Consider the following 13,745-nt stretch of genomic DNA (forward strand, 5'->3'; position numbering starts at 1 on the left):
CTCTATCATTATTTGTCTCAACCTTATTAAACTAGCCACCCAAAATTCACCGGGGGCAGAAGGGCAGCTATTTAACCACAGCGCCTCGCCAGCCCAAAGTATTAGACCCTCTCGAATGAGCAATCAAATACATCTCGATATTGAAGTGCCGGCAGAGTACGCCGGGCAACGGTTTGACCAGATCGCAGCGGATTTGATCCCTGACTATTCTCGCGCGCGGCTTCAAGCCTGGATAAAAACCGGTCAACTCACCGCCAACGGTCGTCCGGGCAAGCCCAAGGACAAGCTGTTCGGCGGTGAGCAGCTGCAATTGCGCGCCGAGCTGGAGCCCCAGGGCGAGTGGCTGGCACAGCCCATGGACCTGCACATTGTCTATGAGGACGACAGCCTGCTGGTGGTAAACAAGCCCGCCGGGCTGGTGGTGCACCCGGCTGCCGGCAATCCCGACGGCACCCTGCTGAACGGGCTGCTGGCGCACTGCGCCGGACAGCAGAACATTCCCCGTGCCGGTATTGTGCATCGGCTGGACAAGGATACCAGCGGCCTGATGGTGGTCGCGAAAACCCTGCAGGCCCAGGCCGACCTGGTCGACCAGCTCAAGGCCCGCACCGTCAGTCGTCAGTACGATGCCATCGTGCATGGCACCCTGAGCGGTGGCGGAACCGTAAACGCACCGATGGGGCGCCACCGTCAGCATCGGCTGAAAATGGCGGTTGTACGCAATACCGGTGAAGGCAGCGGTAAGGAAGCGATTACCCACTACCGTCTGCAGGAGCGGTTCCGGGGGCATACCCTGGTGCGCTGTCAGCTGGAGACGGGCCGCACCCACCAGATTCGCGTGCATATGGCGCATATCCGCCACCCGCTGGTGGGTGACCCGCTCTATGGCGGACGTAATAAGCTACCCGCCGGTGCAGGGCCCGAGTTGATTGAAGCTCTGCAACAGTTTCCGCGCCAGGCACTGCATGCGGCGGAGCTGGCCCTTATTCACCCGGTAACCGCAGAGCCCATGCACTGGTCGGCGCCGATGCCGGAGGATATGCTGCAGTTGCTCGAGCTTTTACGCGCCGACAACCACTGAATTCAAACCCAGGATCACACAGGACAGCCCATGTCTGCCGACCATTACCTCAAGCCCGACTGGCCCGCGCCGGCCAATGTACGTGCTTTCTTTACGCTCCGCCGTGGCGGGCACAGCGAGGGCGCCTACACGGCATTTAACCTCGCGGACCATGTGGGCGACGCCCCTGAGGCGGTAGCCGCGAACCGCGAGCAGCTGCAAAAGGAGTTGAGCCTGCCCAGCGAGCCACAATGGCTGGAGCAGATCCACAGTGACAAGGCGGTAAAAGCGCAGAGTGATGGCAAGGTGCGCACGGCCGATGCGAGCTTCTCTGCGGAGCAGGGGACGGTGTGTACTGTGCTCACGGCGGATTGCCTGCCTTTGCTGGTATGCAATCGGGAGGGCTCGGAAGTGGCCGCAATTCACGCTGGCTGGCGAGGCCTGACCGGTGGCGTTATCCGCGAGACGATTCGTGCCATGTCGAGTGCACCAGAGGATCTGCTGGTCTGGCTGGGGCCGGCAATCGGGCCCGAGGCGTTTGAATGCGGTGTCGATGTGTTGGAGGCGGCGTTTGAATCCTCCATGAGTGAATCGCACGCAGAGGCCATCGCCCACTGCTTTGTGCCACATGCCAAAAAGCCGCTGCATTTCCTGGCGGATATTTATGCCCTGGGTCGCGCGGAGTTGGCGGAACTCGGGGTTACCGATATTTTTGGTGGAGACCGTTGCACTGTCAGCGAAGACGCGGAATTCTTTTCCTTTCGGCGGGATGGGGATACTGGACGTATGGCGTCTCTTATCTGGTTCGAGTAATCGGCTTAATCCCACTTGTCTTCTCTCGTTACTCGCCACAGTTTTTGTGGCTTGTTTTTCCTGTCGCCTTTTACGCTTGATGCCGCATCCTTGCGGATCTGATGAGCTTCTCTGTCATCGCCGCGCTTAAACAGAGGCGGCGGATCGCGCAAAAGCTTGAAAACCCGCCGCCAGCCCGCAAATTAAAGATCAGCACTAGACTGTATTCGTCATTGCGTTTCCGCGCGCCGGCTTTGCATTTGTAAGGCGCATCAATGATCAGGAGAGGATAAGAGCACAATGCGCATAGACCGGATGACCAATCCCCTACAAGCTGCCATCGCCGACGCACAATCCATCGCCGTCGGCCGTGACCACAACCAGATTTATCCCGAGCACCTGCTGCAGGCACTGCTGGACCAGTCCAGTGGTAGTGTCACTGCATTTCTCAATCAGGCGGGATTTAATATCAATGGCCTGCGGAATGACCTCGCCAAGCGGCTCGACAGCCTGCCCACCGTCGGTACGCCTACCGGTGATGTCGGCATGTCTCAGGAACTGATGCGGCTGTTCAACCTGGCGGATAAAAAAGCGCAGAAAAATGGCGATAGCTTTATCTCCAGTGAGACCGTATTGCTGGCGGCCTTCGACGCCGCCGCCGGCGAAGTATCCAAAATCCTCAATGCACACGGCGACCTCAAACACCTGCAGGACGCCATTACCAAAATCCGTGGGGATGAGAAAATCAACGACCCCCAGGCGGAGGAAGCCCGTCAGGCCCTGGATAAGTACACCATGGACCTGACCGCCCGCGCCGAGGCGGGCAAGCTCGACCCGGTGATCGGGCGCGACGACGAAATCCGCCGCACCATCCAGGTACTTCAGCGGCGCACCAAAAATAACCCGGTGCTGATCGGTGAACCCGGGGTGGGTAAAACGGCCATCGTCGAAGGACTTGCCCAGCGTATCGTCAATGGCGAAGTGCCCGAGGGGCTAAAAGACAAGCGCCTGTTGTCGCTGGATCTCGGGTCCCTGTTGGCCGGTGCAAAGTTCCGCGGGGAATTTGAAGAACGCCTCAAGGCCGTGCTGAATGAATTGTCCAAACAGGAAGGCCGCGTGATCCTGTTTATCGACGAGCTGCACACCATGGTCGGCGCCGGTAAGGCCGAAGGCGCCATGGATGCCGGTAATATGTTGAAGCCGGCACTGGCCCGCGGTGAGCTGCACTGCGTGGGCGCGACCACCCTGAATGAATACCGCCAGTACATCGAAAAAGATGCGGCTCTGGAGCGGCGCTTTCAGAAGGTATTGGTCGACGAGCCCAGCGAGGAAGACACCATCGCTATCCTGCGTGGCCTCAAGGAGCGCTACGAAGTGCACCACGGGGTGGATATTACCGACTCCGCGATTATTGCAGCCACCAAACTTTCCCAGCGCTACATCACCGACCGCCAGCTGCCCGACAAGGCGATCGACCTGATTGACGAGGCGGCGAGTCGTATTCGCATGGAAATTGACTCCAAGCCGGAGGAAATGGACAAACTCGAGCGTCGCCTGATCCAGCTCAAGATCGAGCGCGAGGCAGTAAAGAAAGACAAGGACGACGAGGCGACGAAAAAACGCCTGCAGAAGCTTGAGGAAGATATCGACGCTATCGAAAAAGAGTATGCCGACCTCGAAGAAATCTGGAAGGCGGAAAAGGCCAAGCTGGCTGGCAGCGCGGATATAAAGAACAAACTGGAACAGGCCAAGCTGGATATGGATGCCGCGCGCCGCGCCGGCGACCTGACGCGGATGTCCGAAATCCAGTATGGCGTGATCCCCCAGCTCGAGCAGCAACTGAAGATGGCATCCGACACCAGCGACACCAGCGAAAATCAGCTGCTGCGAAATCGGGTAACCGATGAAGAAGTTGCGGAAGTGGTGTCACGCTGGACCGGTATCCCGGTGTCCAAAATGCTGGAGGGCGAGCGTGAGAAGCTGCTTAAAATGGAAGGCGCCCTGCACGATCGTGTGATCGGCCAGGACGAAGCGGTCGAGGCGGTGTCCAACGCCGTGCGTCGCTCCCGCGCCGGCCTTGCGGATCCCAACCGTCCTAACGGTTCATTCCTGTTCCTCGGCCCAACCGGTGTGGGCAAGACCGAACTGTGCAAGGCGCTGGCGGAGTTCCTGTTCGATACCGAAGACGCCATGGTGCGCATGGATATGTCCGAATTTATGGAGAAGCACTCCGTTGCCCGCCTGATCGGTGCGCCTCCCGGTTATGTGGGTTATGAAGAGGGTGGCTATCTCACCGAAGCCGTGCGCCGCAAACCGTATTCGGTGTTGTTGCTGGACGAAGTGGAAAAGGCGCACCCGGACGTGTTCAACATCCTGTTGCAGGTGCTGGAAGATGGTCGCCTGACCGATGGTCAGGGCCGTACGGTCGACTTCCGCAATACCGTGGTGGTCATGACGTCCAACCTGGGGTCGGATCTGATCCAGAAATACGCCAGCGCCAAGGATGACGATGAGGTGGATAGTGAGATCCACTACCGGCAGATGAAGGCAGCGGTGATGGATGTGGTGGGCAATCACTTCCGGCCAGAGTTTATCAACCGTATTGACGAGGTGGTGGTGTTCCATCCGCTGGATCGCGCCGAGGTGCGCTCCATAGCCGAGATCCAGCTTCAGAACCTGCGTGATCGGCTGGCAGAGCGCGACCTCAAGCTGGAGGTTTCCGAAGAGCTTCTCAACAAGCTTGCGGATGTGGGGTTTGACCCGGTATACGGTGCGCGTCCACTCAAGCGCGCGATCCAGATGTGGCTGGAAAACCCACTGGCGCAGGATGTGCTCTCCGGAAAGTTCGTCCCGGGAGACACCATTCACGCAAGCCTGGAAGGGGACAGGGCGGTTTTTCAGTAAGTAGCAGGGCAGGGCGCTTTTGCTGAATTGCGGCAACGGCAATGGCGCCGGGAGCGTTGCCACCACGCCGGGAAGAACGAAGTAACCGTAGTTCAATGGATCTGATGTATGACACTGGCAAAGCAGCTTTTTAACCGGCGCATGTTGTGGATGCTGCTGGGCTGCCTGCTGGTGTTCGGAGGTATTTTCGGGTTCAAGCTGTTCGGCAAATACATGATGAACCAGTTTATGGACAACATGCCTTTGCCCTCGGCGACGGTAACCACGGCGCGGGTTGCCCAGCAGCGCTGGCAGACAACGCTGAGTGCGGTCGGCAGTGTGCGCGCCATCAATGGCGTCAACGTCACCACTCAGGCCCAGGGGGAAGTCAAAGCCATCTATTTTGAATCCGGCCAGCAAGTGGAAAAAGGCACCCTGTTGGCCGAACTCAGTGCCAATCCCGAGACTGCCCAGATCGAGGTGCTGGAGGCAGAGCGCCGGCTGGCCGAGCGCGACTACCAGCGAATTTCCGTACTGTATAAAAAAGGTGTGGCCACCTTGCGTGAGCTGGACCAGGCAAAGGCAGCACAGGACCAGGTACTTGCCAATCTTTCGGTGCAGCGCGCCACCATTCGTGAACGCAGTATCACCGCCCCATTTTCCGGCCAGCTGGGTATTCGACAGATCGATCTCGGACAGAATGTGGCGCCGGGCGATGCGGTGGTATCCCTGCAGCAATTACAGCCGATCTATGTGGATTTCTCCCTCGCCGAGCAGGACTTCAGCCGGGTCAAGCTGGGGCAGAAAATCAGCCTCGCGGCCGCCGCGGTACCAGAGGAAACCTTCAGGGGCCGTATATCTGCAATCGATCCTGCCATTGATCCCCGCAATCGCACCTTCCTGCTGCAGGCCACGCTCGAAAATGCCGAGCGCAAGCTGAGACCGGGCATGTTTACGGAAGTATCGGTCGAAGTGGAAAAGTTTCGCACGGTGCTCGTAGTGCCGCGCACAGCCATCAGCTACGCCCCCTATGGCAATGCGGTATTCGTAATTCGCAAGCCGGATACGCAGGAAGCCGATTCTTCCGCCAAGGGCGATGCGCAAAATCCCGAGTGGATTGCCGTGAAGCGATTTGTGAAGACCGGGGAGGAGCGCGGGGACATGATTGAAATTACCCAGGGCCTGGAGGCCGGCGAGCAGGTAGCCACCAGCGGGTTGTTGAAGCTGCGCAATGAAGGTGGGGTGATCATCAATAACGACAACCCACCACCGGAACAACTGTCGCCGCAGCCGGATAACCGTTAACCGCCGCAGGCAGGCAAGGATGCCGAGTGAACTTTACCGACCTCTTTATCCGCAGACCGGTACTGGCTTGTGTGGTCAGTCTGTTTATTTTTCTGCTCGGGCTACGTTCCGCCTCCGAACTGAACGTGCGTCAGTACCCGGAGTTGGAAAATGCGGTGATTACCGTGAGTACGGTGTATGTGGGGGCGGACGCGGATCTGGTGCAGGGGTTCATCACCACGCCGCTGGAGCAGGAAATTGCCAGCGCGGATGGGCTCGACTACATCGTGTCTACCAGCATCCAGGGCATCTCGGTCATTCAGGCCTACGTGCGCCTCGACTACGACCCCAACGAAGTCCTCACTCAGGTGGTGGCCAAGGTCAACAAGCTGCGCAATGAGCTGCCGGAGGAATCCGAAGATTCCACCGTAGAGCTGGCAGTGGGCGAGACCATCGCCGCGATGTACCTGTCGTTTTCTTCGGAAATCCTCAATAACAACCAGATCACCGACTACATCACCCGGGTGGTACAGCCCAAACTCTCTACTGTCGCGGGGGTTCAGCGAGCCGCATTGCTGGGCAATCGCACTTTTGCCATGCGCATCTGGCTGAAACCGGCGGAGATGGCCGCGCAGGGTGTCACACCGAGCGACATCAGCAATGCCCTGCGCCAGAATAATGTGCTGGCGGCTGTGGGGAGCACCAAGGGCTCCCGCGTCGCCATGGATATCCGCGCGGCCACCGATATTGCGTCGGAAGCCGAGTTTCGTCGATTGGTGGTGCGCGCCGATGGCGACCGCCTGGTGCGGCTGGCGGACGTGGCAGAGGTGGAACTGGGGTCTGAATCCTACGACACATCGGTAACATTCAATGGCCGTTCGGCGACGTTTGTTGCCGTTGAGGTGGCGCCGGATGCCAACGCATTGGATGTGATCGCCGACGTGCGCGACAAGCTCGATAACGAAATTTTTCCGCAACTGCCCGAGGGCATGATTGGGGAAATCCCTTACGACAGCACCGAATATATCCAGGACTCGATCAATGAGGTGATCAAAACCATTGTCGAGGCGGTGTTGATCGTCATCGTGGTGATCTACCTGTTTCTGGGCTCCCTGCGCAGCGTGATTATCCCCGCGGTGGCGGTGCCGCTGTCGATGGTAGGGGCGCTGTTTCTGATGTTGTTGATGGGGTTCTCCATCAACCTGCTGACGCTGCTGGCGATGGTGCTTGCCATCGGTATCGTGGTGGATGATGCCATCATCGTACTGGAGAACGTGCACCGGCATATCGAAGAAGGGATGTCGCCGGAGGATGCTGCAACCAAGGGGGCACGCGAGCTGGCGTGGCCCATTGTGGCGATGACCACCACGCTGATCGCGGTCTATCTGCCGATTGGTTTTCTCGGCGGTTTAACCGGGACCCTGTTTATCGAGTTTGCGTTCTCTCTGGCGGGAGCTGTACTGCTTTCTGGTGTGGTTGCTTTGACCTTGTCGCCGATGATGGCCGCCAAAGTGCTACGCCCGGAAAGTGGAGTACGCAGCAATCGTCTCGAGGCCTGGCTCGCGCGCCGCCTTGACGGCATCGAGTCCGGTTATCGGCGGCGGCTGCACGGTGCGCTAGACAGTCGCGCGGTGATCCTGGTATTTGGTTTGATTGTCCTGTGCAGCTGTTATTTCCTGTTTATCACTTCCCCCAGCGAGCTGGAGCCGAAGGAAGATCGCGGCTTTGTACTGGGTATCGCCAGCGGGGACTCCTTTGCCACGCTGGATTATATGGAGCAATACACCCGCGAGATTAACGAGGTAAAGCAGCGGCATCCGGAAGTGGAAAACCTGTTCCTGCTGAATGGTGTCGGTGGTGCGGGCAACAGTACCAACAGCGCGATTGCCGGCTTTGTGTTGTCGTCCTGGAACAAACGGGACAAGAATACCCAGGAAATGCAGGAATTGATTGCCGATGAGTTGTCTCGGATCGCCGGGTTGAAAGTAGCCACCGTCGTACCCCCAAGCCTGCCCACCGCCGGTGGCAGACTGCCGGTGGAGTTTGTGGTCGGTACAACCGAGCCCATCGCGAGCCTTGCCAGTTTCGCCGACGACATCATGGGGCGGGCACTGGCGAGCAAGAAATTCATCTTTCTCGACGCTGATCTCAAACTGGACAAGCCCCGTCTCTCGGTGGTGATAGATCGGGATAAGGCGGCGTCCATCGGGGTGAATATGGCGGACCTCGCGCGAGAGCTGGGGGCGATGATGTCCGGTGCCTATACCAATCGCTTTTCCCTGGAGAACCGCAGTTACAAGGTGATCCCCCAGGTAGTACGTAGTGAGCGGCTCATCGGGGAGCAGCTGGAGCAATACTATATTCGCGCCGGGGATGACACGCTGGTACCACTGTCGACCCTGGTGTCACTGAAGGAAAGTGTTGAGCCGCAGCAGCTGAAGAGATTTCAGCAGCTGAATGCGGTAACCATTTCCGGGGTGCCCCGCCCCGGTGTCCCCCTCGGCGAGGCACTGGGCATTCTCGAGTCCGCGGCGCAGGCGGTGCTGCCGCGGGAGTACTCCACCGATTACGCTGGTCAGTCCCGCCAGTTTAAAAGCGAGGGCTCGGATCTGTTGGTCACGTTTTTCTTTGCGCTGATCGTGATCTATCTGGTGCTGGCGGCCCAGTTCGAGTCCTGGCGGGACCCATTGATCATGCTGGTCACCGTGCCCATGAGTGTGTGTGGAGCAATGATCTTTGTCAGCCTGGGGCTGACCACCCTCAACATCTATACCCAGGTTGGCCTGGTGACGCTGATCGGGGTTATTTCCAAGCACGGCATTCTGATCGTGGAGTTTGCCAATCAATTGCAGCAGCGTGGCAGGAGCAAGCGCGAGGCGATCGAGGAGGCATCCAGTATACGGTTGCGCCCGATTTTGATGACCACGGCCTCGCTGGTGCTGGCGATGGTGCCGCTGCTGCTTGCGGCCGGGCCCGGCGGTGGAGCGCGCTTCGCCATGGGGCTGGTGGTGGCCTCGGGAATGACCATCGGCACCATGTTTACCCTGTTTGTAGTGCCAGCCATGTATCTGTATCTGGGGCGGGATTACGGCGCAGAGCGGCCGGAAGGCGGGGAGAGTCAGGAGGGGCCTGAGGGGGCGGACCCGGCAGGTGGCGGTATTCCCACCGGGCAGTGAACATCGCTTGTGCGGGGGTCAGCAGTTTGATTGCAGGATCTGGCGGGTCTGCTGGATGCGCTGCTGTCGTTCTTCTTCCGGTAGCACCCGGTAACTACCACTTGCGTCTACTTCGCGGACCCGGGCATGGCTTTCCAGCTCCTGAAGGCGCTGTTGCGCGCTGCGGCAGCGTTGGGCGCGTGCGGCCATCTCTGCTTCAGAGGGGCGATTGTCCTGCTGGCCTTGCGGTGCGCCTTCGGCGGAAGCCTTGTTGCTCTGCGCTTCGGCAGCGGTAGCCATCTTTTTCTGGGCTACCAGCGCCTGCTGCTCTTCATGCCACTTTTTGTAGCGTTCGGATTTTGGTGCCTTGACCACTTCCACCTGTTCTTTCTGTGGTGGCTGGGAGCCGAAATGCACTACGCCGTTTTCATCAACCCACTTGTAAATACCATCGGCCAGGGCAGAGGCTGCCAGCAGGCTCAATGATAGAGAGAGCATCGTAACAATGGTGCGCATGGGAGAGCCGCCTTGATCAGTGTGTATTCTTGTTGTTTCGGACTGGCGCGAATTAGGCCCAGCATCAGCATTGTAACGGGCAGAGGTGGGTATCTCGCAACCCAGTTAACAGTTTGTGCGGTAGAAAAGTGGAAGAGGCCCGTTTGCGGCCGATCATTGGTTGACACAGGGGTCACAAACTGGACAATTTGCGCTTCGCTCGGCGAAGTAGATGTCCCCGCAACACCCTGCGGTCCGCACTCTCTCCCCGGTGAGTTAAGCGCTCACCACCTCCTGCCGAGGAGGCCCTCCCCATCTGGAGGCCTTGGTGCCCGAATACCGGTTCCGCTACCGGTCCGGGGACCGCGCAAATTTGGCGTTGCCGTGAAGCTATCCTAAAAAACGGGCTAAATCTGCGTTTAAGGCTGATATTTATCACGCTTTTCCTTTAGAATCGCCGTCTGGCTTTCGCGCCGTCCGGCTATTCTGTGGTTTGTGGATGATGCGGATCCTAAGAATTGGGAAATTTTGAGGGGGCTCAAGTGGAATTACTCTCCGGCGGCGATATGTTGGTTCGCGCGCTGCAGGATGAAGGGGTAGACCTGATATTCGGTTACCCCGGCGGTTCGGCACTGCATATATACGATGCTATTTTTCGGCAGAAGGGCATCAAGCACCTGCTGGTGCGCCACGAGCAGGGGGCAACCCACTCTGCAGACGGTTATGCCCGTGCTACCGGCAAGACCGGCGTAGTGCTGGTGACTTCAGGGCCCGGCGCTACCAATGCCATTACCGGTATTGCCACTGCCTACATGGATTCCATCCCCATGGTGGTGATTTCCGGGCAGGTGCCTTCGGACAAGATCGGCGAAGATGCTTTCCAGGAAACCGATATGGTGGGTTGCTCCCGCCCGATCGTAAAGCACAGCTTCCTGGTCAAGAGAGCCGAGGATATTCCCGAGGTGGTCAAGAAGGCGTTTTACATCGCTGCGACCGGCCGCCCAGGACCGGTGGTGATCGATATTCCAAAAGACATTACCAATCCGGTTGACCGCTTCCCGTACAAATACCCGGAAAAGCTGCGCATGCGCTCTTATACGCCGGCGGGCAAAGGCCACACGGGCCAGATCCGCAAGGCGGTAGCGCTGCTCCTGTCAGCCAAGCGCCCGGTGATTTATGCCGGTGGTGGTGTCGTGCAGGGCGACGGTGCCGAGTTGCTGACCGAGCTGGCTCAGTACCTGAATTACCCGGTGACCAATACCCTGATGGGGTTGGGTGCCTATCCCGGCACTGATAAGCGATTCCTGGGCATGCTCGGGATGCACGGCACGTTTGAAGCCAATACCGCCATGCATCACGCGGATGTGATTTTTGCTGTGGGTGCGCGCTTTGACGACCGGGTAACCAATACGCCGAGCAAATTCTGTCCCGGAGCAAAGGTGATCCACATCGATGTGGACCCGGCATCCATCTCCAAGACCATCACCGCCGATGTGCCCATTGTGGGTACCGTGCAGTCGGTTCTCGGGGAAATGCTGGAGATGCTGAAGGCTTCCAAAGAGTTGCCGGACCAGTCCTCCATTGTTGACTGGTGGCGCCAGATTGATGATTGGCGGGAGCGTCACGGGCTTTACACCGCGCCGCGCTATCGCACCGATGGCGATATGATCATGCCGCAGGAAGTTATCAGCGCGGTGCACCAGATCACCAAGGGCGATGCCTATGTGACCTCGGACGTCGGTCAGCATCAGATGTTTGCGGCCCAGTACTACCTGTTTGACAAGCCGCGCCGTTGGATCAATTCCGGCGGACTGGGCACCATGGGCTTCGGCCTGCCCGCGGCGCTGGGGGTGAAAGCCGCCCACCCGGACGCCGAGGTAGTCTGTGTGACCGGTGAAGGCAGTATCCAGATGTGTATTCAGGAACTCTCGACTGCCACCCAGTACAACCTGCCAGTAAAAATCCTGTGCCTGAACAACCAGGCCCTGGGCATGGTGAAGCAGTGGCAGGAAATGCAGTACGAGGGTCGCCTGTCCAACAGCGTTTATGAAGAGTCTCTCCCGGACTTTATCAAGCTGGCCGAAGCCTACGGGCATCTCGGAATGAAGATTGAGCATCGCGACGAGCTGCACGGCAAGCTTGCGGAAGCCTTCGCGATCAAGGACCGCACCGTGTTTATCGATGTTTACGTCGACCCGACTGAACACGTCTATCCCATGCAAGTGATGCCAAGTGGCTCCATGCGGGATATGTGGCTCAGCAAAACGGAACGGACGTAAAGGGAGGTACACAATGCGCAGAATAATTTCAGTTCTGATGGAGAACGAACCCGGTGCGCTGTCGCGGGTGGTAGGCCTGTTTTCCCAGCGTGGCTATAACATTGAAAGCCTCACTGTGGCGCCGACGGAAGACTCGACGCTGTCGCGTCTGACACTGACCACCATCGGGGATGACCACAAGATCGAACAGATTACCAAGAATCTGAACAAGCTGATCGATGTGGTAAAACTGGTGGACCTTACCGAGGGTTCACATATCGAGCGCGAACTGCTGCTGGTGAAAGTGCGCGCGACTGGAGCACAGCGGGATGAGGTCAAACGCAGTGTGGACATCTTCCGCGGCCAGATCGTCGATGTCACCAGCAATATGTACACGGTGCAGGTATCGGGTACCAGTGAAAAACTAGACGCCTTCTTACAGGCGCTGGGCGAGCACACCATTATGGAAGTGGTTCGCTCCGGTGTTTCGGGGATCGCCCGTGGCGAAAAAATCCTCAGTATTTGAACGTTGTCTGAATGAATTATTGCTGAGTAATCAGCATGGAAATAACTTTTTAAAGTACACAAAGCAGGAAGTAAGTTATGCAAGTTTATTACGATAAAGATTGTGACCTCTCTCTGATCAAGTCCAAAACTGTTGCGATCATAGGATACGGCTCCCAGGGGCACGCTCACGCTAACAACCTGAAAGACTCCGGTGTAAGCAATGTTGTCGTCGGTCTGCGCAAAGGTTCCGCTTCCTGGGCCAAGGCCGAAAAAGCCGGACTGCGCGTGGCAGAAGTTGCCGACGCGGTTAAAGATGCCGATGTTGTCATGATCCTGGCTCCGGACGAGTACCAGGCAGCGGTGTACCGTGAACAGGTGGCCCCGAACCTGAAGTCTGGTGCTGCGCTGGCGTTCGCCCACGGCTTTAACGTCCATTTCGAGCTGATCGAGCCGCCCAAGGACGTGGACGTAATCATGATCGCCCCGAAAGGCCCGGGCCACACCGTGCGCTCCACCTACCTGGAAGGGGGCGGCGTTCCGACCCTGATCGCGATCTACCAGGACGCTTCCGGCAGCGCAAAAGAACTGGCGCTGTCCTACGCGTCTGCCAACGGCGGTGGCCGTTCCGGTATCATCGAAACCAACTTCCGTGAAGAAACCGAAACTGACCTGTTCGGTGAGCAGGCCGTATTGTGTGGCGGTGTTTCTGCGTTGGTTCAGGCTGGTTTTGAGACCCTGACAGAAGCGGGCTACGCCCCTGAGATGGCTTACTTTGAGTGTCTGCACGAGCTGAAGCTGATTGTTGACCTGATGTATCAGGGCGGCATCGCCGATATGCGCTACTCTATCTCCAATACGGCTGAGTACGGCGACTATGTAACTGGTCCGCGCATCGTTACCGAAGAGACCAAGGCGGAAATGAAACGTGTTCTGAAGGATATTCAGACCGGTAAATTCGCCAAGGACTTTATGCTGGAATCCCTCGCCGGCCAGCCGCGCCTGAAAGCGGAGCGCCGTATCGGCGGTGAGCACCAGATCGAAGAAGTCGGTGCCAAGCTGCGTTCGATGATGCCCTGGATCAAGGCCAACAAGATCATCGACAAAACCGAAGGCAATAGCTGATTAATCGCTCAACTTCGGTAAAAGCGGCGGGGCCACAACCCCGCCGCTTTTTTTTTGCCTGTTCGCCACTGTACACTCGCACGCAGAACAACCTTATTGAACCCTGAAGGAAGCTTGTATGAGCGACAAAAAGGACGCCCCGGCGACCGAGAACCCGCGTAGTGAAGAAGAGCTTCGCCTACCCGTGGA

10 protein-coding genes (1 of these 10 only partly in view) are annotated in these 13,745 nt (G+C 58.2%); 9 read left to right on the forward strand and 1 reads right to left on the reverse strand.

The window, feature by feature from the left end; genetic code table 11:
- Positions 1–115: 115 nt before the first annotated feature.
- The 5 genes from rluD (at position 116) to GTQ55_RS04240 (ending at position 9,195) form a co-directional block, all read left to right on the forward strand.
- Positions 116–1,081, forward strand: coding sequence for a 23S rRNA pseudouridine(1911/1915/1917) synthase RluD (rluD, locus tag GTQ55_RS04220; RefSeq protein WP_161857611.1), 966 nt, complete (start codon positions 116–118; stop codon positions 1,079–1,081).
- Positions 1,082–1,111: 30 nt separating this feature from the next.
- Positions 1,112–1,873: a peptidoglycan editing factor PgeF gene (gene pgeF, locus GTQ55_RS04225; RefSeq protein ID WP_161857612.1), complete on the forward strand. Its 762-nt coding sequence runs from the start codon at positions 1,112–1,114 to the stop codon at positions 1,871–1,873.
- Between the two features lie 279 nt (positions 1,874–2,152).
- Positions 2,153–4,756 (forward strand): ATP-dependent chaperone ClpB, encoded by a 2,604-nt coding sequence (gene clpB / locus GTQ55_RS04230; protein ID WP_161857613.1) that lies wholly within the window; start codon positions 2,153–2,155, stop codon positions 4,754–4,756.
- Between the two features lie 108 nt (positions 4,757–4,864).
- The gene (locus tag GTQ55_RS04235; RefSeq protein WP_161857614.1) at positions 4,865–6,040 is read left to right on the forward strand and encodes an efflux RND transporter periplasmic adaptor subunit; all 1,176 of its coding nucleotides are present in this window, start codon (positions 4,865–4,867) and stop codon (positions 6,038–6,040) included.
- Positions 6,041–6,066: 26 nt separating this feature from the next.
- The gene (locus tag GTQ55_RS04240) at positions 6,067–9,195 is read left to right on the forward strand and encodes an efflux RND transporter permease subunit (protein WP_161857615.1); all 3,129 of its coding nucleotides are present in this window, start codon (positions 6,067–6,069) and stop codon (positions 9,193–9,195) included.
- An 18-nt stretch (positions 9,196–9,213) separates the two neighbouring features.
- Here the strand turns inward: GTQ55_RS04240 and GTQ55_RS04245 are convergent, their stop codons facing one another.
- Positions 9,214–9,690 (reverse strand): DUF4124 domain-containing protein, encoded by a 477-nt coding sequence (locus tag GTQ55_RS04245; protein ID WP_161857616.1) that lies wholly within the window; start codon positions 9,688–9,690, stop codon positions 9,214–9,216.
- 521 nt (positions 9,691–10,211) lie between these two features.
- Here GTQ55_RS04245 and GTQ55_RS04250 point away from each other — a divergent pair.
- The 4 genes from GTQ55_RS04250 to pssA all read left to right on the forward strand — a co-directional run.
- Complete coding sequence (locus tag GTQ55_RS04250; protein ID WP_161857617.1) at positions 10,212–11,948, forward strand: acetolactate synthase 3 large subunit; 1,737 nt, start codon at positions 10,212–10,214, stop codon at positions 11,946–11,948.
- Between the two features lie 13 nt (positions 11,949–11,961).
- Positions 11,962–12,453, forward strand: a complete 492-nt coding sequence (ilvN, locus tag GTQ55_RS04255; RefSeq protein WP_161857618.1) for an acetolactate synthase small subunit — start codon at positions 11,962–11,964, stop codon at positions 12,451–12,453.
- 77 nt (positions 12,454–12,530) lie between these two features.
- Positions 12,531–13,556: a ketol-acid reductoisomerase gene (gene ilvC / locus GTQ55_RS04260; RefSeq protein ID WP_161857619.1), complete on the forward strand. Its 1,026-nt coding sequence runs from the start codon at positions 12,531–12,533 to the stop codon at positions 13,554–13,556.
- Positions 13,557–13,674: 118 nt separating this feature from the next.
- On the forward strand, positions 13,675–13,745 hold the 5' portion of the coding sequence (pssA, locus tag GTQ55_RS04265) for a CDP-diacylglycerol--serine O-phosphatidyltransferase (RefSeq protein ID WP_161857620.1). The gene runs 853 nt beyond the window's last position; 71 of the gene's 924 nt are visible here — the first part of the coding sequence; it begins with the start codon at positions 13,675–13,677; the stop codon falls past the right edge of the window.

This window comes from Microbulbifer hydrolyticus, from assembly GCF_009931115.1.
Lineage (GTDB): Bacteria > Pseudomonadota > Gammaproteobacteria > Pseudomonadales > Cellvibrionaceae > Microbulbifer > Microbulbifer hydrolyticus.

Coding starts and splice junctions, on each gene's coding strand:
- rluD (WP_161857611.1), top strand. CDS start 116: ATGAGCAATCAAATACATCTCGATATTGAAGTGCCGGCAGAGTACGCC.
- pgeF (WP_161857612.1), top strand. CDS start 1,112: ATGTCTGCCGACCATTACCTCAAGCCCGACTGGCCCGCGCCGGCCAAT.
- clpB (WP_161857613.1), top strand. CDS start 2,153: ATGCGCATAGACCGGATGACCAATCCCCTACAAGCTGCCATCGCCGAC.
- GTQ55_RS04235 (WP_161857614.1), top strand. CDS start 4,865: ATGACACTGGCAAAGCAGCTTTTTAACCGGCGCATGTTGTGGATGCTG.
- GTQ55_RS04245 (WP_161857616.1), bottom strand. CDS start 9,690: ATGCGCACCATTGTTACGATGCTCTCTCTATCATTGAGCCTGCTGGCA.
- ilvN (WP_161857618.1), top strand. CDS start 11,962: ATGCGCAGAATAATTTCAGTTCTGATGGAGAACGAACCCGGTGCGCTG.
- ilvC (WP_161857619.1), top strand. CDS start 12,531: ATGCAAGTTTATTACGATAAAGATTGTGACCTCTCTCTGATCAAGTCC.